Raw genomic sequence first — 21,221 nt, 5'->3', positions numbered from 1 at the left:
CTTAGGCCGTGAGATTTGATTAGCCGGAACGGGTGCTGCTACGCCCGGTGCACCTCCATCCGGAAAGGTGCATCGCATGTCGCGTCGCTCCCGAATTGTCTCAAGATTCTTGTTCTCACCGCTGCTCGCGGCCACGTCGCTCACGCTGGCCTGCGGGCCCGTCGCGGACGAACCTCCCGCGCCCGCGGAGGCGCCCGCCCAGGCGGCCCAGCCGCTCGCGGTGAGCGGCTTCGCGGAGATGCATCACCACATGTTCGCGGAGGAGGCGTTTGGCGGCGGGTGGTTCCACGGTGGCCACACCGGCACGCTCGCGAGCTGTGACGGCGGCATGCCGGAGAGCGACCATGCGCGCGTCCGCATGGACCTGCGCGACATGCTCAACATCTGTCCCAACTCCGGCAGCGTGAACCTGGGCGGCATCCCCATCCTGTCGGACGTCTTCGGCGTGGGCGGCGCGGTGGCGTCGGAGGTGATTGGCCAGGTGGAGGGCACCGAGGGCGACACCGGCCTGCACCTGGGCCGCATGGAGACGCCCACCCAGTGGCCGCGCTGGGACACCATCGCGCATCAGCAGGCGTGGGAGGGCTGGCTCAACAAGGCCCGCCAGGGCGGCATGTCCCTGGTCATGGTGTCGCTGGTCAGCAACGAGTTCCTCTGCAAGGCGCTGCCGTACCAGAACCTCAAGCGGCCCTGTGACGAGATGATGGACGTGGACGTCCAGCTCCAGATGGCCCGCGACTTCGACGCGCGCACGGACTGGGCGGAGATTGCCCTGTCGCCCGCGCACGCCCGGCAGATCATCTCCCAGGGCAAGCTGGCCATGGTGCTCTCCATCGAGTCCAGCAAGCTGTTCGGCACCAAGGACTGGCGCGCGGAGCTGAACCGCGTCCACTCGCTGGGCGTGCGCTCGCTGCAGCCCGTGCACCAGCTGGACAACCGCTTTGGCGGCGCGGCCCCGCACAACGCCATCTTCCAGGTGGCCCAGTTCCTGGAGAACTGTCACATCGACACGGACTGCGGCCTCACCGGCAACGGCTTCACGCTCGGCTTCGACGTGGACGCCAACTGCAAGAACACCAAGGGCCTCACCGCGGACGGCAAGGCGCTGGTCCAGGAGATGATGAACAAGGGAATGCTCATCGACCTGGCGCACATGTCCGAGAAGAGCGTCCAGGACGCCTATGCCCTGTCCCAGGGGCGGACGTACTACCCGCTGTACATCTCCCACGGCCACTTCCGCGAGGTGATGAACCCGGACCTCGCCGCCAACGAGAAGACGACGCCGGCGTGGGTGGTGCGCTACGTGCGTCAGACGGGCGGCATGTTCGGCCTGCGCACCGCGCACGACGAGACGCGCGCCTACACCCGCACGACGGTGGCCAACACCTGCCAGGGCTCCACGCGCTCGCTCGCGCAGGCGTACGAGTTCGGCCGCCAGGGCCTCAAGGTCAACATGGGCTTCGGCGCGGACCTGAACGGCTTCATCCAGCAGACGCGCCCGCGCTTCGGTGACTTCGGCGCGTGCTCGGCGGGCTTCCGCGCGGAGGCCGACGCGCAGGAGGAGCAGCAGCGCAACTCCGGCCCGCCGCCGCTGGGCACCGACTTCGACGTGTACGGCCTGGCCCACGTGGGCCTCTTGCCGGACGTGGTGAAGGACCTGAAGCAGCTGGGCGTCAACACCACGGGCCTGGAGGGCTCCTCGGAGAACTTCATCCGGATGTGGGAGCGCGCCAACAGCACCCGCACCGGCATGGCGGACGCGGCCAATGACATCGACACGGGCGGCGTCGCGGCCTACGTCCCCAAGGCCAACCGCGAAGCGGCGTACCCGAAGATCTGCGGCAAGGCCTACGCCCCCAGCACCAAGCTGGTGTCGGAGACGTGCCGGTTCGATCAGGAGTGCAAGTCCAGCCTGTGCAGCGCCATGGACAGCTGCGGTGACATCCCGGGCGTCTGCACCTGCTCCTCGGACTCGCACTGCGCCTCGAACCAGTTCTGCGGCTGGGGCACCAACGACGGCAAGTGCGTGAACAAGCGCCCCAAGGGTTCGCTGTGCTCTTCCGGCCGCGAGTGTCAGTCCGGCAAGTGCTCGTGGCTGATGTGCACCTGATCCACCCGCGATGAAACGGCCCCCGGGATCCTGGGGATCCCGGGGGCCGGTGGCTTCATGCGGCTTGGGGGGCTAGCGCAGCTGCAGGAACGAGAACGACAGGCCCTGGTGCGTCGCCACCAGGTTGCCGCTCAGGTCCGTCAGTTCGCGGTAGTTCGTGGTGCCGCTGTTGTTGGTGAACTCGCTGAACACCGTGCGGCCGTTCATCTCGTACAGGAAGGAGCTGCCCGTGCTGGCCGGCAGCGTGTCCACCAGCGTCGCGTTGGTGCCGGCGGCCGGGTCGAACTTCCACCACTTCCAGGCCACGGCGCTCGCCAGGGTGCGCGCGACCGTGTCCGCCTGGACCGGGTACAGGGTCTCATCCAGCACGCGCAGGTAGCCCGTGCCGTTGGGGCCGGCGAGCAGCGAACCCGTGGCGCCGCCGTTCGTCAGCGTGCCCAGCTCCTTGAAGAAGGCCTCGTCGTACTTGTTCGTCGCCGGGTCGAACTTCAGGAGGCAGGGGGTGGGCACGGTGGGGTTGCTGCCGGACACGCGCTTCTCCGCGGCGCCGTACGCCTCCGTCGCCAGGTACACCTGGTTGTCGCTGCCCACGATGCCGTCACGCACGTAGCCGCAGCGGTCGTCCTTCACCACCACCGCGCTGTCGTTCGTGGTGTCCACCACGATGATGCCCGCCTGCTTGGTGACGGCGGCGCCCGCGCGCCAGCCCAGCGGCATCAGCACCTTGGTGCCCACGCGCAGCGGGTTGGAGGCGAAGGTCGTCGTGCTCCCGGCAATGGTCATCTCCGGCAGCGAGATGCTGTTCGTCAGCGTCATGTCCTTCGGGTTCCAGACGATGACCTGCGAGTTGCGGCCGTCGAAGTAGTAGGCCTTGGTCTCGGAGACGTACTGGAACTGGTTCTGGTACTCGCCGATGGAGGTGATGCCCTTGCCCGCGAAGCTGACCTCGCCGGCCTTCTCCAGCGTGTTGTTGGCCGTCAGGTTGTAGCGGGTGACGGTGCCGTTGGCGTTGCTGGAGACGAAGATGGCGCCGGACTTCGACACGCCGGAGCCCAGCGCGCGGCCGTTGATCTGCGTGGCGTTGGTCAGGGACAGCGGCGTGGCCGGATCCAGCGTCTCCGTCAGGACGATGTAGCTCGTGGAGACGCTGTCCACGTTCACCTGCGCGACGAACGCGTACATCGGCGTCGTCGTGCCAGCGTCGACGGACGTGCCGGCATCCGGGGTGTTGCCGTCGCCGTCGTCGCTGCAGGCCGCCGCGGTGAAGGCGAGGGCGAGCGTCACCAACAGGCGCGCGGAGGTGCGGAAGAAGGGTGAAGGCTTCAAGGGACTTCCCTTTCAGTGGGGTGTTGGAGGTGCTGCGAAAGGCGGCAAGGGCGCGGTGCTCAGCGCTCCAGCGTGAACTTGGCGGCGATGATCCGCCCGGGGCGCTGGACCCCGTAGAAGTCGAAGGTCCGGGCGTTGGTGAGGTTCTGGAAGTCCAGCGTCCAGCTCAGCCGCGTCGTCATGTCGCGGATGACGTACGTGAGCGCCAGCGAGTGCGTGAGCTGGGAGTCGACGCGCAGCTTCGACTCGTCGCTGCCCAGCTCCTCCCAGGAGAGGAGGAAGTCGTCCACGTAGCGCGTGCGCCAGGTGACGAGCAGCTCGTCCTGGAAGCGCAGCAGGTCGGTCACCCGCGCCTGGGCGCTGCCGTTGGCCGTCAGGTAGGGGCGGTTGGGGATGCGCTGTCCCTCGAACTCGGCGTAGTTGCCTTCGGAGGAGGTGTTGCGCAGGTCCTGATACGTGGCGTTGGCGTCCAGGCTCAGGTAGCGGCCCGGCGACGTCCAGCCCAGCGCGCCCAGCGCGCCCAGTGAGCGGGACGCGAAGACGTTCTGGTAGGTGAAGGAGCTACCGTTGCCGATGAGCACGATGAGCTGATCCGCCATGCGGGCGAAGCCGCCCACGCTGGCGCGGAAGCTGCCGGCGCGGCCAGGCTCGGACGCGTAGCCCAGGCCCAGGTTGAAGTTGTGGCTGGTCTCCGGCTGGAGCTCCAGGTTGTCGTCGACGAGCAGGCCGTCGCCGAAGAGCTCGTCCGGGCGGGGCAGCCGCGTCGCCCACTCGTAGGACGCCTTGGCGCTGAGCTCGGGGGTGATGCGGAAGCGCAGGCTGTCGCCCACGCCCAGCTCGTGCGCGGTGCGGCCCACGTCCAGGAACTCCGCGCTGGCCAGCAGCTTCTCCGCCCGCACGTCCTGGAGGTAGTCCTTCCCGAAGGCGATGTTCTGCAGCCGCCCGTCGAAGGCCTCGAGCTGGTACTCCAGGCCCGTCACCAGCGACGTCACGCCCCGGTCCCCGTTGAGCGGATCCGGCTGGTTGTTCGCCTGGAGCCGGCGGTCCTCGCCCGTGCGAGCCACGTAGGTGGGGGCGAGCGCGAGCCGCAGCGTGTGGGCCCCGTCGGGCACGGGCGTCCAGGACGCCTGGAGGCGCGCGAAGGCGACGTGCTGGTTGACGTAGCGCTCCGCGCCGCCTTCGGTGATCTCCCCCGGCTGGGGCAGGGTGGTGAAGCAGCGGCCGTACCAGTCGTAGGCGCACGTGCCGATGTCCAGGAACCGGTTGCGGCGGAAGGTGTACCCGCCCACCGCGTCCACGGTGAGGCCCGGCTCGTAGCTCCGCGCGAAGCGCAGCGTGGCGCCCGCGGAGCCCTCGGCGGTGGTCACCTCGCCGTAGGGGGACTCCATGTTGACGTCGTTCTGGATGTCCCGGCCGGCCGCGTTGATGAAGCCGCGCAGCAGCAGGCGCCGGGCCCAGGGCTGGTCCACGAAGCCGGCCTCGACGCTCGCGCCGCCCGCGCGGTAGCCGTCGTGGAAGCGGCGCACCTCCACGGGTGCGAGCTTGCCCAGGTCGTTGGGCACCTCCACGTTGACGGGATAGTTGTTGCGCGCGTCGTCGTAGAAGCCGTGCACGCGCACCAGCAGGCCCGTGGACTCCTGGAGGTGGCGGGCGCTCGCGGTGAAGCGGTGCGTGTCGAAGGAGGCCAGCTCGTAGGAGCCCGACACGGCCGTACCGCGCACGTCCTGGTCGGTGACGAGCTCCACCGCGCCGCCCAGCACGTCCGCGCCGAAGCGGATGGGCACCACGCCGGTGTAGACCTCCATCTGCTGCACCAGGTTCACCGGCACGTTCGCCAGGCCCGGGCCGTAGCCCGCGAACTCCAGTGGGACGCCGTCGATGAAGAAGCGCACCTGGTCATCCGACAGGCCCGCGATGGAGATGCGCGCGGTGCTGCCCAGGCCGCCCGTGCGGCGCACGTCCACGCCCTCGGTGCGCGACAGCGCGGTGCCCAGGTCGGCGGACTCCATGCCGGCCTGCTCCAGCTCGATGACCTGCACGGCCTCCGCGGACTTGCGGCGGCGCTCGGCGCGCGTCTCGCCCACGGCGGTGACCTCGACGTCCTCCTGGTACTCCGTCGGGGCCTCGTCCTGGGACGCCGCGGCCCGGGGCGCGCTGGACAGGGCGGGGGGGGGCGTCGTGGTGACGGCCTTCGCGCGGCCGGGCAGCTGGAAGACGTAGGTGTACGTGACGCGCGCGGGGGCCACGACGCCGTTGCGCTTCGCGGGCGTGAAGCGGAACTGGAGCGCGGCGGTGCGCGCGGCCTCGTCGAAGCCGTGGCCCACGGGCTCCATCACCTCCGCCTGGGTCACCACACCCTGCGTGTCCACGCGCAGGCGCAGGCGGACGTTCGCCTCCAGCCGCGCGCGCTCCGCCTCCTCGGGGTAGGCCGCTTCCACGGTGTGGATCAGCTTCGGCAACTCGATGACGGGCTCGGCCGGCGCGGTGGCAGCGGGCGCCTGCGCCGGCGTCTCCGTGGGCGAAGCCGCGGGCGGCGTGGCGGCAGGTGCCTCCGTCGCCGGAGGCGTCGCTCCCGTGCCCTCCGTCTGAGCCGTGCCCGCGTGCGCGATGCCACCGAAACAGACGGAGGACAGCAGCGCCACGCCCACCCGGGACCGCCACCGCCGCTTCGCCTCGATCGCGATTATGAAAATGGTTATCATTTTCAACGGCGCGACGTTTAGCCGCTCGATATCCGGGCTGTCAAGGCTGCATGGCAAGTCAGGCCGCGCGGTCCTGGGGAGTGCGCACGGTGGTGTGCAGGCCGTCCGCGACGCGGAACGCGAGCTGGAGCGCCTGGTCCGCGTTGAGGCGGGGATCGCAGTGCGTGTGGTAGCGGTCGGAGAGGTCGTCCTCGGACACGTCCAGCGGTCCGCCCAGGCACTCGGTGACGTCCTGGCCGGTCATCTCCAGGTGGAGTCCTCCTGGGTGGACGCCCTCGGCGGCGGCGACCTGGAGGAAGCCCATGACCTCCGCGAGGATCCGCTCCAGCGAGCGCGTCTTGTAGCCGTTGCTGGCCTTGTGCGTGTTGCCGTGCATCGGGTCGATGGACCACACCACGGGGCTGCCATGGCGCCGGGTGGCGGCCATCAGCCGGGGCAGGCGCGCGGCGACCTGCTCCGAACCGAAGCGCCCGATGAGCGTGAGCTTCCCCGGGATGCCCTGGGGGTTGAGCGTGTCGATGAGGCGCACCAGGTCGTCCGGCTCCAGCGTGGGACCGCACTTGAGCCCGATGGGGTTCTGGATGCCGCGCATGAACTCCACGTGACCGCCGTCCAGCTGGCGGGTGCGCTCACCAATCCAGAGCATGTGCGCGGACGTGTCGTACCAGCCTCCCGTCGCCTCGTCGGCGCGGGTCATGGCCTGCTCGACGTTGAGGAGCAGGGCCTCGTGGCTGGTGAAGAAGTCCACGGGGCGCACGGCGCCCTCGGCCTCCGGACGGTGGCCCAGCAGCCGGGTCAGGTCCGTGTAGCCCTCGCGCGCGAAGGCCCGCACCAATTGCAGCGTCTCCGCGGACTGGTGGTACGCGCGCAGGAGGCGCTGGGGGTCCGGCGTGCGCTCGCGGGCGTCGAAGTCCATGCCGTTGATGATGTCGCCGCGGTAGCTGGGCAGGGTGACGCCGTTCACGGTCTCCGTGGCGTTGGAGCGCGGCTTGGCGAACTGGCCCGCGATGCGGCCCACCTTCACCACCGGGCAGCCGCCCGCGAACGTGAGCACGCCCGCCATCTGGAGCAGGAGCTGGAAGGTGCCGCGCACGTTCTGCGCGGAGAACTCCTTGAAGCTCTCCGCGCAGTCGCCGCCCTGGAGCAAGAAGGCCTTGCCCTCGGCGACCTGGCCCAGGGCTTCACGCAGGCGGCGGGTCTCCTCGGCGTGCACCAGGGGCGGCAGCCGCGCCAGCTCCGCCTCCACGCGCGCGAGGGCGGCGGGGTCGGGGTAGTCGTCGGGGATGTAGCGGACCGGCTTCGCGCGCCAGGAGGAGGGGGACCAGGTGGAGTTCGTCACGGAAGCGCCGTCACTTTCGGGGGCAGGATTCCCTGCGCGACGCAGGAGTCGAGGTAGCGGTGGAGGAGCGTCCGGTCGGTGGGAGGGCAGCGGACGTCGGTGCCCTCCAGCGCGGCCAGCAGCCGTTCGCAGCGGATGGGGCCCAGGCCGAAGGCCGGCGTGGAGTCCCCGCTGCGCAGGTCAAAGAACGCGAGCGTGGCGTCGTGGCCGCCAGCGCCCTTCGCGACGCGGTCACGCCATTCCGGCACGGGACACAGGTCCAGCGGGTAGCCGTAGTCGCGCACCCAGCCGAACAGCTCCGACAGGCGCACCTCCGCCGCGGGCGTCACGTTGAACACCGCGCCCGGATGCGACGCGCGCGCGAGCTGGACGATGGCGCTGGCGACGAAGTCCACCGGCGTCCACACCTCGCCCACGTCCAAGAGAGGCAGGGCGCGGACCGGGAGTCCCGCGAGCACGATGCGCCACACCAGGTCCTGCGTGTTGACGAGCGCGGTGTCCGGCGCGCCCACCACGCGGCCCAGGCGGTACACCGTCGCGGGCAGGCCGCGCTCGGACGCCTGTTGCACCAGCCGCTCCGCGATCCACTTGCTCTGCTGGTAGCCGTCGCGCAGGCCGGGGTGCGCGGGGACGAAGGCCTCCGGCACGTCCGGGGACAGGTTCGCCTGGGGCGCCACCGCGAGGGTGGACACGTAGTGGAAGGGCTTGGGGCGGACGGCGGCGGCCAGCTTCAGCAGCTCGCGCGTGCCGCGCACGTTGACGCCCTGGAGGCTGCCGTACTCGCGCACCACGCTGACCACGGCGGCATTGTGGATGACGGCGTCGCACTCGGCGGCGAGCCCGCGGAAGCGCGCGGCGTCCAGGCCCAGCAGGGGCTGGGAGAGGTCCGCCGGCAGCGCGAGCACCCGCGACTCGATGCCGTCCGTGGGCAGCTTCTGTCCAGCCAGCGCCGAGCGCAGCCGCTCCATTCCCTGCGCCTCGTCCTTCGCGCGCACGGGGCAGATGATGCGCGCGTCCGTCCGGGCCAGGAGTTGGTGGAGCAGGTGCGCGCCGACGAAGCCGGTGGCGCCCGTGAGGAGGACCTGGCGGAAGCCCTGGCCCCGGCGCGGCAGCTCGCGCGCCCAGGCCTCGGCGGTGGTGGAGGGGACGACGTCCTCGCCCAGCTCCGCGTCCGCGAGCATCGCGGGCGTGAGACCGCCGGGCTCCGCGCCGCCCGTGCTTCCGCCCTGGAGCGCCTGCGCGAGGCCGGAGACGGTGGGGTGCTTGAAGACGGTGGCCACGGGGACTTCGCGGCCCACGGCGATGCCCAGCCGGTTGGCCACCTGGATGCTCTGGAGGGACTGGCCGCCCAGCTCGAAGAAGTCGTCCTGGAGCGACGTGGCGGCGCGGCCCAGCACCTGCTCCCAGACCTCCAGCACCGTGCGCTCCATGGGCGTCGCGGAGGCGAGCAGCGCGGCGCTCTCATCCGAGGGCATCGCGTTCTTGAGCGCGTTGCGGTCGATCTTCCCGGTGCTGGTGCGCGGCAGCCGCTCCGCGAAGGCGAAGGCACCGGGCACCATGGGGGCGGGGAGCGCCGCGAGCAGGTGCTTGCGCAGCTCCGCGGGCGAAGGCTCGGGCGAGGCCACCAGGTGCGCGCACAGCCGGCGCGATCCGCCCGGAAGCAGCTGGCCGACGACGGCGGCCTCACGGACACCGGGGTACTTCAGCAACACGGTTTCGACTTCGCCCGGGTCGATGCGGTGCCCGCTGATCTTGAACTCGTCGTCCACACGGCCCACGAACACAAGCTGCCCGTCGTCGCGCACGCGCACCTTGTCGCCGGTGCGGTAGGCGCGGGGCGTTCCCTCCACCGCCTCCAGCCGGGTGAAGCGAGCGGCATCCAGCTCCGGGCGGCCCAGGTAGCCGCGAGCGAGCGCACCGCCCATCAGGCACAACTCGCCCTCCTTGCCGGGAGCGGCCAGCCGGCCCTGCGGCGTGACGACCGCGGCGACGACGCCGGGAAGCGGGCGGCCGATGGGGACCTCGTCACCGGACGGCAGGGCATCAGGCCCCGCGAGCGCGGCCACGGTGGCGACGACGGTGGCCTCGGTGGGGCCGTAGGTGTTGAGCAGGTGAACGCGGTCGCCGGCGACGTCCCGCCAGCGGGCGATGCGCTCCGGCAGCGCCGCTTCTCCGCCGATGATGACGGTGCGGAGGGCATCGGGCAGACGGGCGGCGCCAGTGGACAGGCTGTAGGCCAGCTCGTGCCAGAAGGCGGTGGGCAGGTCGAGCAGGGTGATGCCGGCCTCCGCGCACGCCTCCATGAGGCGCGGCACCGACTGGAGCATCTCGTCCGTGCGCAGCACCAGCCGCGCGCCCGCGCACAGCGTGACGAAGATCTCCTCCACGCTGGCATCGAAGTGGAGCGGAGCGAACTGGAGCACCCGGTCCTCGGGGCCGACGGCGTACCGCTGCGTAGCGCCCGCGACGAAGTGGGCCAGGGCCCCGTGCGTGATCTGCACGCCGTTGGGCTGCCCCGTGGAGCCGGACGTGTAGATGACGTACGCGAGCCGGGCCTCGGCGCTTGACGCGGGCTCCGCGCTGTCACGCGACTCCAGCCGCTGCACGACGAGGACTCCCGGCGCGGTCGGATCCGTGTCGGGCGAGGGGCGCTCGGACATCACCATCACGGCGGGGCGCGCGTCCTGCAGGATGGCCGCGTTGCGCGTGGCCGGGCCGGCCGGGTCGATGGGCAGGTAACCCGCGCCCGCGAACAGGATGCCCAGGCTGGACACGATGGCGTCGATGCCCCGGGGGACCTTCACCGCCACCGCCGTGTCGGGCCGCACGCCCGCTTCGGTCAGGCGCGACGCCAGGGCCTGGGACGCCGTCAGCAGCTCGCGGTAGGTCATCCGCCAACGGCCGTGCTCCAGCGCGATCGCGTCCGGCCGGACCTGGGCCTGGGCCTTCAGCAGCTCCAGCACGGGACGCACCGGAGGAACGGGCCCGCCGTCCAGCACGGAGCCCACCGCGCCCGACGCGGACCGCCGCACCGGCTGCTCGGGCTGGGCGAGCAACGACTCCAGCAGCTGGAGGAACCCACGCTGGTGCTCCGCGAGCGTGGCCTCCGTGTAGCAGGCCGGGTTCGCGTCCAGGTCCACGCGCAGGCCCGTCCCACCTGACCGCGCATGGAAGCCGAACGACAGGTCCTCCACCGGACCCGCGGAGATGTTGTGCGCCGTGCCCGGCACGCCCGCGAAGTCCAGGGCGTAGTCGAATGGCATGATGTTGACGACGGGGCCGAACAGCTTGCGCTGCCCACCCACGAGGCGCAGGTCGCGGCGCAGCTGCTCATAGCGGTAGCGCAGGTGCGGACGCGCGGCCTTCATCTCCGCCGCCACGTCGCGGGCCAGCGCGTACAGCCTCGCGTCCGGCCGCACGGCGATGCGCAGCGGCACGATGTTCATGGCCATGCACGGCACGCGCAGCGACGCCGAACCCAGCCGGCCCATCACCGGCAGGCCCAGCACGGCCTCCGCCGCGCCCGTGCGCTGGTGGAGGTAGCTGGCCGTCACCGCCAGCACCAGGTCGGACCAGCTCACGCCCGCCTGCTTCGCGCCCGCCTGCAGCGCCGCCATCAACTCCGGCCGCAGGTGCTCCGAGCGCCGCAGGAAGCGCGACGACATGGGCGCCGCCTCCGCGAGCAGCGGGGGCTCCGGCGCGTCCTCGAAGCGTCCCACCCAGAAGTCGCGGTCGTTCTGGAGCTGGGGACCGCTGCGGTACGCGACGTCCTCGTCCAGCACGGGCCCCAGCCGGCTGAACCCCGCCGGCGCGGCCTTGCCCGTCACCTCCGCCGTGTACAGCTCCGCCACGCGCCGCGCGAGCAGCGAGAAGCCATAGCCGTCCATGGCGATGTGGTGGATGCGCTGGAACCAGAAGGACCGCTCCGGCCCCACGGTGAGCAGCGCCTGCGCGAACAGCGGCCCCGTCGCCAGGTCCACCGTGCGGCCCAGGTCCTTCCACATCCACTCCTGCGCGGCGGCCCAGGGGTCCGCCTCACCGCTCAGGTCCACGCGCTGGAGCGTCCAGTCCGTCCCCGCGTCGATGCTCTGGGCCGGGCCTTCCGCGCCCGCGACGAAGCGCGAGTGCAGCGCGTCCGCGTCCGCCACCGCCTTGCGAAGGGCGGACTCGAAGCGCACCGGATCCACCGCGCCCCGGAACTCGATGCACTCCCCGGCGTTGTAGACGGGGCTGCGCGGGTCGAGCTGTTGCCCCACCCAGATGCCGTGCTGGGCCGCGGTCAGCGGGCGGTTTTCCTGGGATGGGGGAAGCATGACGGGGGAACTCCGAGGGGGAAGAGGGGGCCGCCCCAAAGGCGGGTCAGGAGGCGCGAGCGCCAGGGGCCAGCGCGACCGGCTGCTTCGCGGCGAGCAGCGCGTACCAGTCAGTGAGCGTGGGCTTCTCCGCGAGCTCCACGAAGGACACCTCCGTGCCGCCCTGCCGCCAGCGCTCCACCAGGCTCATCAGGCGGATGGAGTCCATGCCGCGCTCCAGCAGGTTGTCGTCCTCGCCAATCGCCGACGCGGACTCCATCAGCAGCTCCGCCACGTCCGCGCGAAGCTGCTCGCGGTCCACCGCCGGAGCGGCCGCCTCCACCGGCATCGCATCCATGAGCTGCTGCGTGGTGGTGACGAACGCCACGAGCTGCGAGGCGTAGTCCAACGCCATCCGGTGCTTCTCCAGCGAGAAGTCCGCCACCGCGTCCGCGACGAGGAAGGGACGGATCTCGCTCATGGAGCCGTCGCTGGCCGTCTGGAGGCAGCCGATGTGCGCGTAGATGCCGCAGATGATGAGCTGGTCGCGGCCCTGCTCGCGCATCAGGTCCATCAGGCGCGTGTTGCGGAACGCGCTGTAGCGCCACTTGGTGAGGACGGTGTCGCCCTCGGCCGGGGTGAGCGCTTCGATGATCTGCTGCTTCGGGCCGGCGCGGACGCCGGGGCCCCAGAACTCCAGCTGGAGGCCGCGCTGCTCGGGCGTCTGGTCTCCCGGCTGCGCCGAGTAGACGACGGGGATGCCCAGCTTCACCGCGTGCTCGCGCAGGCGCTGGATGTTGGCCACCAGCTCCGTCACCGGGGACTGGCCCTGCGTGAAGGCATCCACGAAGTAGCGCTGCATGTCGTGGATGAGCAGGACGCAGCGCTTGGGCTCCGGCGTCCAGGCAAGCTTGTTCCGGGGCAGCTCCGCCGCGCCGGGCATGGAATAGGGGGCAATGGCAGGCAGTGCCATGGAGGGCTCCTGTTTCAGGGAGAAGGAGTGGAGAGGGACTGGCGCAGGCTGTCGCGCAGCGCCTTCTTGCTGACCTTGCCGACGCCCGTCTGCGGGAAGGCCGCGACGAACTCGATGCGGTCGGGAATCTTGAACGACGCCAGGCCGCGCTGGCGCAGGAAGGCGTTGAGCGCGGAGGGGGCGGGGGCCTCGCCGCGAGGGATGACGACGGCGCAGGTGCGCTCGCCCAGGAACTTGTCCGGGATGGCCACCACCGCGGCGTCGCTCACGGAAGGGTGCGCGAGAAGATGATTCTCCACCTCCTCCGCCGCGACCTTGTCGCCGCCCCGGTTGATCTGATCCTTCGCGCGGCCCTCCACCACGAGGTCGCCCTCGGGCGTCAGGCGCACCAGGTCGCCCGTGCGGTAGAAGCCGTCCGTCGTGAAGGCCTTGGCGTTGTGTGACTCCGCCTTGTAGTAGCCGCGGATGGTGTACGGCCCGCGCGTGAGCAGGTGCCCCGTCTCGCCGGGCGCCACGGGCACGTCGTCGTCGTCCACCACGCGCAGTTCGTCCGCGTCCGACATGGGGCGGCCCTGCGTGGTGACGATGCGCGTCTCCGGGTCGTCCAGGCGCGTGTAGTTCACCAGGCCCTCGGCCATGCCGAAGACCTGCTGGAGTCCGCAGCCCAGGGTGGGGCGCACGCGCGCCGCGGCCTCGTCGCTCAGCCGGGCGCCGCCCACCTGGAGGACCTTCAGGCTGGACAGGTCGTGCTTCTTCGCCAGCGTCGAGTCCAGCCACACCATGGTCAGCGGCGGCACCAGCGCGGTGACGGTGACACGCTCGCGCTCGATGAGCGGGAAGGCCACGTCCGGGCTGGGGCTCAGCGCCATCACCGCCGTGCCGCCGGCGTAGAAGGTGCCCAGCACGCCGGGCGAGGACATGGGGAAGTTGTGCGCCGCGGGCAGCGCGCACAGGTACACCGTCTCCTGGGTGAACCGGCACACGTCCACGCTGGCGCGCAGGCTGTAGATGTAGTCGTCGTGCGTGCGCGGGATGAGCTTGGGCACGCCGGTGCTGCCACCGGACAGCTGGAAGAACGCCACGTCCGACGGCGACGGTCCCTCCAGCGTCACGGGCTCCGCGGGCACGGACATCAGCGCGGTGTGGCTCCCGGCATCCCCCAGCACCAGCACGTGCTTGAGCGTGGGCGTGGCGGCCTTCACCTGCTCCGCGAGCCCCCGGTAGTCGAAGCCGCCGAAGCGGTCCGGAATGACGTAGGCGACGGCTTCCGTGAAGGCGCAGAAGTAGCCGATCTCCGACGCGCGGTGCGCCGGCAGCGCGAACACCGGCAGCGCGCCCATGCGGAACAGCGCGAAGATGACCTCGTAGAACTCCGGCACGTTGGGCAGCTGCACCACCACGCGGTCGCGCGAGCGGATGCCCAGCGCGTGGAAGCCCGCGGCCAGGCGGTCCACGCGCGCGTCCAATTCCGCGTACGTCCAGCGGTGCGCGCCGCCCACCAGCGCCACGCGCGCCCCGAAGTCCCGGGCGCGGTCACGCAGGAACTGGCCGAAGGTCTCTCCCCGCCAGTAGCCGGCCTCGCGGTAGCGCCGGGCGAAGTCCTCCGGCCAGGTGGGGCAGCCGGGCAGGTGCTCGCGCGCGGTGCTCACGGCTGCACCTCGAGCCCAAGGCCCATGGCCTGGAGCATGGTGCGGAACTTGGCCTCGGTCTCCGCGAGCTCCGCCTCCGGCGTGGAGCCCACGACGATGCCCGCGCCCGCGAACAGCCGCAGGGTGCGCTCGTCGGCCTCCGCGCAGCGGATGGTGACGGCCCACTGACCGTCGCCGTTCGCGTCGCACCAGCCCACGGTGCCCGTGTAGTAGCCGCGGTGGAACGGCTCGATGTTCCCGATGGCCGTGTGCGCCAGCGCCGTCGGGTGGCCGCACACCGCCGGGGTGGGGTGCATGGCCAGCGCCAGCGTCAGCGACGTGATGGACGGGTCCTTCAGCTCGCCGGTGATGCGGCTGGACAGGTGCCACATCGTCTGCGTGCTCACGAGCGACGGGGCGGCCGGCACGTCCAGCGTCTTGCAGAAGGGCCGCAGCGCCTCCGCCACCGCGTCGATGACGACCGCGTGCTCGTGCAGGTCCTTGGGCGACGACATCAGCCGCGTGGCCCGCGCCTGGTCCTCCACCGGATCCAGGCTGCGCGCGGCGGAGCCCGCCAGCGGATTCGCCAGGACCTGGAGGCCCGAGCGCGCCACCAGCAGCTCCGGGCTCGCGCCGATGAGCGTGCGCCGTCCCGCGCCGGGGGCCGCGTCCGCGTGCTGCGGCAGGTCCACCGCGAAGGTGTACCCATGCGGGTTGCGCCGGGCCAGGTTGTGCAGCAGCTGCCGCAGGTCCACGGGCGCCGCCGTGTCCACGTGCAGCGACCGCGACAGCACCACCTTGCGCAGCGGGCCCTCCTGCATGAGCTTCAGCGCCGCCGCCACGCCGTCCTTGTACGCGGAGGGCTCCGGCACCGGCCGCAGCGTGTACTGCCCGGCCAGCGGCGACCGCGCGACATGGGCCCCGTCGAACACCATGGGCCCCGCGCGCTGGATGGTCATGGGCACCACCAGCTGCGCCGCCACCTTGCCGTCGAAGGGCACCGCGCCCACCGCCACCGGGATGTCGTGCGCCGCCTCGCGCGAGGCGGTCAGCACCGCGGCCACGCGCTCCGGCAGGCCGTCCAGCGAGTTCGTCCCGCCCGCGTCCGGCACCGTGGCGAACACGCCGCGCGCCAGCATCGTGCGCCTGGGGGACGCGAAGAAGAACGCGCCCGCGTCGTAGTCGCGCAGGAGCCGCGCCGACAGCGCCTCCTGCTCCGGCTCCCGCGCCACGGCCGGCGCGCCCACCACGCCGTCCACCGTCCGCGCGTCCTGCTGCCGTCCAACGATTTTGGTATCAGGAATCATTCTCAACTCGGGGCGATGCTGGGGGGGAAACGAGGGCCGTCCCGGGAGGGAAGGCGGGTGGGGAGGGGGTGGCGTCGCGGGCGCGCTAGACGCCCAGCGTGGCGCCGCCGTCGATACACAGGTCGTGCATCGTGATGTGCCGGGCCTGGTCGGACGCGAGGAACACCACCGCGTCCGCGATGTCGTCCGGCGTGGCGATGCGGCGCAGCGGGATGCCCGTGCGGAAGGTGTCCAGCGAGCCCGCGATGACGGCCTCGCGGCCCGAGTCATCCGTCCACATGCCCCGCTGCATGGCGGTGTCGGTGGAGCCGGGGGACACGACGTTGCAGCGGATGCCGTGCTGGGCCAGCTCCAGCCCCAGGCATTTGGTGAACATGGTGGAGGCGGCCTTGGACGCCGCGTAGGCCGCCATCTGCATGCGCGGCACGCCGGCCGCGTTGGAGCCCACCGTCACGATGACGCCGGAGCGGCGGGGCACCATGTGCTTCGCCACCGCGCGCGAGACATGGAACACGCCGTGGGTGTTGACCGCGAAGGTGGACATCCAGTCCGCATCGCTCTGCGTGAGCACCGAGCCCATGCGCAGGATGCCCGCCACGTTGGCCAGCACCTGGATGGGGCCCAGCTTGGACTCGATGTTCCCGATGGCGTCCTCGACGCCGTCCTTGTCCCGCACGTCCACCGGGAACGCCGTGGCCTTCAGGCCCTGCTGGCGCAGCTCCGCCACCAGCAGCTCCAGCCCGGCGGCGTTCTGGTCGAACACCGCGACCGGCATCGTGCGCGCCAGCTTGCGCGCCACCGCGGCGCCAATGCCCTGCGCCGCGCCTGTCACCACCGCGTGTCCCGTCGTCGAAGACATCACCCGCTCGCCCGGATTGTTTGAATGAAAATGAGAACCATTCTCATTTTCAGGGCCTGGAAGTGCCATGGTCATGAATTCCTGTCAAGAAGGCTCAAACGCGGAACCGCCTGGTGTCTGGCTTCAGCGGTGGTGGGCGAGCGGATGTTTCAGGCTCAGGCGGCGCTGGCCTTGGCGCGCGCGGCCTGCTCGCGGAGCACCTCGCCGGCGGCGGCGATGGTGTGCTCGATCTGCTCCACGGTGTGCACGGCGCTGATGAAGTTGAGGTCGCGGCGGAGGAGGACGCCCCGGCGGGCCATGCCGGCCTGGAAGGGGATCATCTTCTCGATGTGCTCGGGGATGACCTTGCTGAAGCGGAAGAAGGGCACGGCGTCGTAGCCGATGACCTCCAGGCTGGAGCCCGTCTCCCGAGCGTGCGCGTTGACGCCGTCGCGCAGGCGGCGGCCCAGGTTGGCGATGTGCTCGATGTAGTTCGTGCGGCGGTACTCGTGGATGACGGCCTCGCACACGGCCAGGGAGAGCATCTCGCCGCCGAAGGTGGTGGACACCTGCAGCTCGCTCAGGCGGGAGAGGTACTTCTCCGGGCCCGCGATGGCGGACAGGGGCATGCCCGCGGCGATGCCCTTGGACAGGGTGACGAAGTCCGCCTGCACGTCGAAGTACTGCTGCGCGCCGCCCAGGGCCAGGCGGAAGCCGGTGACGACCTCATCCAGGACGAACATCACGCCGTGCTTCGCGCACGCCTGCTTCACCTGGAGGAGGAACTCGCGGGTGACGGTGCGGTTGTACGGGATGGCCAGCAGCACGCAGGCCAGCTGGGCGCCGTGCTTCTCGATGTGCTCGAGGAGCGCGGGCTCGTCCGGGGGGGTGAAGAGGGGCAGCCGGGTGGTGAGCTTCGCCACCGTCGGGGGCACGCCCGGGGTGTCATACATGAAGTGGTCGTGCCAGCCGTTGTAGCCCACGGTGACGATGTGCTCGCGGCCGGTGAGGTGGCGCGACAGGCGCACGGCGGCGGAGGTCGCGTCCGCGCCCGTCTTGAAGAAGCGGGCCATCTCCGCGCCCGGAATCACCTCCACCAGCGCCTTCACGGACGACACCTCCACCGGCGTGGGCAGCGAGTGGATGATGCCTTCCGCCAGGTGCTTGCGGATGGTCTCCGCGACGGCCGGGTGGTTGTGGCCCAGCATGTTGGCGCCCAGCGCCTGGATGAAGTCGATGTACTCCTGGCCGTCCGCGTCCTCCACCAGCGCGCCATGGCCCTTCGCGAGGAACACGGGGAAGGCGCCGGGGGCGAAGTGGTCCGGCTTCTTCATCATCGTCTGGGTGACGCCGGGGACCCACTTGCGGGCCTCGGCGAGCAGCTGGTTGGAGCGCTCCAGCTTGATGTCACCCACGATGGGGCGGGGCAGGGACGGATGACGCGGTGCTGTCTGGGACATGGCGGGTCCTGGTGAGGGGTTTAAGAGGGAGTCAGGGCGCGGGCGTGGCGTCCAGCCGCACGGCGCGGCCCGCGAAGGTCCACAAGAGGCCGAGCGCGAGCGCGGAGATGCCCACCGCCAGCCAGCCCAGCTGCGCGAAGCCAATGAGCGTGCCGTCCGGCGCGGTGGTGAGCACGAGGCCCCCCATCCACGCGGCGAGTCCGGAGGCGCCGTCACTGGCGGCCATGTTGACCGCGAGGTAGCGGCCCCGCAGCGACGGCGGCACCTGCGAAGCGACCAGCGCCATGGTGGGGATGGCGCGGCCGGAGGTGAGCGTCATGAAGAGCACGAACACCACGGTCACCATCGGCAGCGGGGACGGCGGCAGGTGCGTGAAGAGCAGGTGCGGCACCATGGTGGCGACCAGCAGGAGCGCCAGCGCGCGCGCGGGCCCCAGCCGGTCCGCCAGCCGGCCAATCCAGTGCGAGCTCACGAACGTGGCCGCGCCGCCCACCAGGTACACCCACGGGAGGTCCGTGAGCGTCAGGCCCACGTTGCCCACCATGAAGGCGCCCAGGTAGGGGATGAGCAGGAAGCTGGCGAACACCACCGTGAAGGTGAGCCCCCAGCCCAGGGCCAGCCGGGGCGTGAAGCCCGCGGTGGACGAGGCGCCGGACGTCTGGGCCAGGTGCCCGTCCACGCGCGGAAGGAAGCGCAGGAGCAGCAGCCACACGATGCCCGCGAGCCCCGCCAGGACGATGAACGGCGAGCGCCAGCCGCCCAGGTTCGCGAGCCCCAGGCCCAGCGGCACGCCCGCCACGGCGGACAGCGCGTAGGCCGTCATCACGGTGCCAATGGCCTGGCCCCGGCGCTCCGCCGGCACCACGTCGCTGACGATGGCGATGACGACCGCGCCCATCAGCCCCGCGCAGGCGCCGGCCACGGTGCGCGCGATGAGCAGGCCCGTGGCCCCGGTGGCCGCGCCGCACAGGAGCGTGGAGGCGATGAACCCCGCGTAGAGCATGAGCAGCGTGCGCTTGCGCTCCAGCCGGTCCAGCCAGAACACGCCCAGCACGCCCATGGCCGCGGACGCGAGCGTGTACGCGGACACCAGCGCTCCGAACCGCGTCGCCGACAGCGAGAGCCGCTGCATCAGCAGCGGGCCCAGCGGCATCAGCATCATGAAGTCGACGACGTGGGTGAACTGCACCGCCGCGAGGAGCCACAGCAGCGTGCGCTCTCGCGCGGCGGGGGATGGAGCACTCAAGACAATCACCTGAATCCAGACACACGTCGGCCCTGACCCGGCCCGGCAATGCCAGACAGGGCTCGGCCAGGCCCGGGCACGCTTCGCGCCGGACCGCCGTGATTTGTTGCTGCTCAGCGAATGATAATGAGAATCATCTTCAGAAAACTCCCGGAGTCAATGGGAAAGCGGGTTCCGTCACGGAATCGTCTGGCGGAGGGCTTGCAGCATTCGTCTGGCTTGACGGGGTGGATGCGGGGCGGAAGGGTGGGCGCGGAGCACCGTTTTCCGTCCCCCGTTCCCTTCCGCCCAGGAGTCGATGGTGAAGAAGCTCGTCAACGCGCCGCGCGCAGTGGTCCAGGAGATGCTGGAGGGGTTCGTGGCGCTCGCTCCGGGGCAGGCGTTGCTGGAGGGGGAGACGGTGGTGGTGCGCGCGGACGTGCCGGCGGCGCTGGGGGCGCGGAAGGTGGCGGTGCTGTCGGGCGGTGGCAGCGGGCACGAGCCGGCGCACGCGGGCTACGTGGGGACGGGGATGCTGCACGCGGCGGTGGCGGGGGACGTGTTCACGTCACCCAGCGCGGACGCGGTGCTGGCGGCGATCCGCGCGGTGGCGGGGACGGCGGGGGCGCTGCTCATCGTGAAGAACTACACGGGCGACAGGCTCAACTTCGGGCTCGCGGCGGAGCTGGCGCGGGCGGAGGGGATCCCCACGGAAGTGGTGGTGGTGGCGGACGACGTGGCGCTGCGGGACACGGTGGCGCCCGAGCGCCGCCGGGGCATCGCGGGCGTGGTGCTGGTGCACAAGGTGGCGGGGGCCGCGGCGGCGGCGGGTGCGTCGCTGGCGGAGGTGGCGCGCGAGGCGACGGAGGCGGCGGCGGTGCTGGGCAGCATGGGCGTGGCGCTGGGGCCGTGCACGGTGCCGGCGGCGGGCCGGCCGGGCTTCACGTTGGGGGAGGGCGAGGTGGAGCTGGGGCTGGGCATCCACGGTGAGCAGGGCGTGCGCCGCGTGGCGATGCAGCCCGCGGACGCGCTGGTGGACACGTTGTTGTCGGCCATCGTGGAGGACCGGAAGGTGGGCCGGGGCGACCGGGTGGCGTTGATGGTCAACGGGCTGGGAGGCACGCCGCCCATGGAGCTGGCCATCGTGACGCGGCGGGCGCTGGCGTTCCTGGAGGAGCGGGGCGTGAAGGTGGAGCGCGCGTGGCAGGGCACGTTCCTGTCGGCGCTGGAGATGCCGGGGTGTTCGCTGACGTTGTTGAAGGTGGATGACGCGCGGCTCGCGAGGCTGGATGCGCCCACGGAGGCGCCGGCGTGGCCGGGGCGTGGGCAGGTGGTCCTGCAGCGGAAGGTGGTGGCGGCGCGCGGCGCGCTCCCGACGGTGGAGGGCCATCCGAAGCCGCAGCCGGTGATGGCGCAGGTGCGCGCGGCGGCGCTGGCGGTGGCGGACGCATGGGACGCGGCCGAGGCGCGGCTGACGGAGCTGGACAGCCAGGCGGGGGACGGCGACCTGGGTTTGAGCCTGGCGCGAGGCGCGGCGGCCATCCGTGCGTTGCCGGAGCGGGCGTGGGCTACACCGGCGGGCGCGTTGACGGAGTTGGGGCAGGCGCTGCGCCGGAACATCGGGGGCAGCTCCGGACCGTTCTATGCGACGGCGTTGCTCCGGGCGGCGCGCTACCTGGCGAACATGCCGGTGGACGCGGCGGCCTGGGCGAAGGCGTTCGAGGTGGGCGTCGAAGCGGTGTCGGAGCTGGGCGGCGCGCGACCGGGAGACCGGACCATGGTGGACGCGCTGCACCCGGCGGCGGTGGCGTTCACGCGCGCCGTTCGTGAAGGGCGGTCGCTGGCGGAGGGATGGACAGAGGCGACACGCGCGGCGGAGCAGGGCGCGGAGGCGACGGCGGGCATGTCGCCGCGACTGGGCCGGGCCAGCTACCTGGGCGAGCGCGCGAAGGGGATTCCGGACGCGGGTGCCGTGGCGGTCGTCATCTGGATGAAGGCACTGGCTGGCCGTGTGGGCTGAA

At 71.6% G+C, this 21,221-nt stretch carries 12 protein-coding genes; 2 read left to right on the top strand and 10 right to left on the bottom strand.

Features of this window, described 5'->3' with window-relative positions:
* Window positions 1–76: 76 nt before the first annotated feature.
* Window positions 77–2,110 carry a membrane dipeptidase gene (locus NR792_RS08785; protein WP_375759616.1) on the top strand — a complete coding sequence of 678 codons (2,034 nt, stop codon included), beginning with the start codon at window positions 77–79 and terminating at the stop codon, window positions 2,108–2,110.
* 72 nt (window positions 2,111–2,182) lie between these two features.
* On the opposite strand, the gene NR792_RS08780 is transcribed toward NR792_RS08785, so the two are convergent.
* From NR792_RS08780 to mxcK, 10 genes are all read right to left on the bottom strand, one after another.
* Window positions 2,183–3,436, bottom strand: a complete 1,254-nt coding sequence (locus tag NR792_RS08780) for a hypothetical protein (protein ID WP_375759615.1) — start codon at window positions 3,434–3,436, stop codon at window positions 2,183–2,185.
* A 59-nt stretch (window positions 3,437–3,495) separates the two neighbouring features.
* Window positions 3,496–6,078, bottom strand: a complete 2,583-nt coding sequence (gene mxcH / locus NR792_RS08775) for a TonB-dependent siderophore myxochelin receptor MxcH (protein WP_375759614.1) — start codon at window positions 6,076–6,078, stop codon at window positions 3,496–3,498.
* A 118-nt stretch (window positions 6,079–6,196) separates the two neighbouring features.
* Window positions 6,197–7,477 carry a 3-deoxy-7-phosphoheptulonate synthase class II gene (locus NR792_RS08770; protein WP_375759613.1) on the bottom strand — a complete coding sequence of 427 codons (1,281 nt, stop codon included), beginning with the start codon at window positions 7,475–7,477 and terminating at the stop codon, window positions 6,197–6,199.
* The gene (gene mxcG, locus NR792_RS08765) at window positions 7,474–11,790 is read right to left on the bottom strand and encodes a myxochelin non-ribosomal peptide synthetase MxcG (protein ID WP_375759612.1); all 4,317 of its coding nucleotides are present in this window, start codon (window positions 11,788–11,790) and stop codon (window positions 7,474–7,476) included. The genes NR792_RS08770 and mxcG overlap by 4 nt, the downstream gene beginning before the upstream one ends.
* Before the next feature lie 46 nt (window positions 11,791–11,836).
* The gene (locus tag NR792_RS08760) at window positions 11,837–12,742 is read right to left on the bottom strand and encodes an isochorismatase family protein (protein WP_375759611.1); all 906 of its coding nucleotides are present in this window, start codon (window positions 12,740–12,742) and stop codon (window positions 11,837–11,839) included.
* Between the two features lie 14 nt (window positions 12,743–12,756).
* Window positions 12,757–14,391, bottom strand: a complete 1,635-nt coding sequence (locus tag NR792_RS08755) for a (2,3-dihydroxybenzoyl)adenylate synthase (protein ID WP_375759610.1) — start codon at window positions 14,389–14,391, stop codon at window positions 12,757–12,759.
* Window positions 14,388–15,677, bottom strand: a complete 1,290-nt coding sequence (dhbC, locus tag NR792_RS08750; RefSeq protein WP_375759609.1) for an isochorismate synthase DhbC — start codon at window positions 15,675–15,677, stop codon at window positions 14,388–14,390. Before dhbC ends, NR792_RS08755 begins: the two co-directional genes overlap by 4 nt.
* 85 nt (window positions 15,678–15,762) lie before the next feature.
* The gene (locus tag NR792_RS08745) at window positions 15,763–16,536 is read right to left on the bottom strand and encodes a 2,3-dihydro-2,3-dihydroxybenzoate dehydrogenase (RefSeq protein ID WP_375759608.1); all 774 of its coding nucleotides are present in this window, start codon (window positions 16,534–16,536) and stop codon (window positions 15,763–15,765) included.
* Window positions 16,537–16,691: 155 nt separating this feature from the next.
* A complete protein-coding gene (mxcL, locus tag NR792_RS08740; RefSeq protein WP_375759607.1) occupies window positions 16,692–17,975 on the bottom strand; it encodes a myxochelin B biosynthesis transaminase MxcL in 1,284 nt (427 codons plus the stop codon).
* A 31-nt stretch (window positions 17,976–18,006) separates the two neighbouring features.
* Window positions 18,007–19,230, bottom strand: a complete 1,224-nt coding sequence (gene mxcK, locus NR792_RS08735) for a myxochelin export MFS transporter MxcK (RefSeq protein ID WP_375759606.1) — start codon at window positions 19,228–19,230, stop codon at window positions 18,007–18,009.
* A gap of 292 nt (window positions 19,231–19,522) precedes the next feature.
* Between mxcK and dhaL the strand changes: the two genes are divergently transcribed.
* Complete coding sequence (dhaL, locus tag NR792_RS08730) at window positions 19,523–21,220, top strand: dihydroxyacetone kinase subunit DhaL (RefSeq protein ID WP_375761591.1); 1,698 nt, start codon at window positions 19,523–19,525, stop codon at window positions 21,218–21,220.
* Window position 21,221 lies beyond the last annotated feature (1 nt).

The sequence above is a fragment of the Corallococcus exercitus genome, assembly GCF_042231735.1.
Lineage (GTDB): Bacteria > Myxococcota > Myxococcia > Myxococcales > Myxococcaceae > Corallococcus > Corallococcus exercitus_B.
This window is presented reverse-complemented; position numbering and strand designations above follow the sequence as displayed.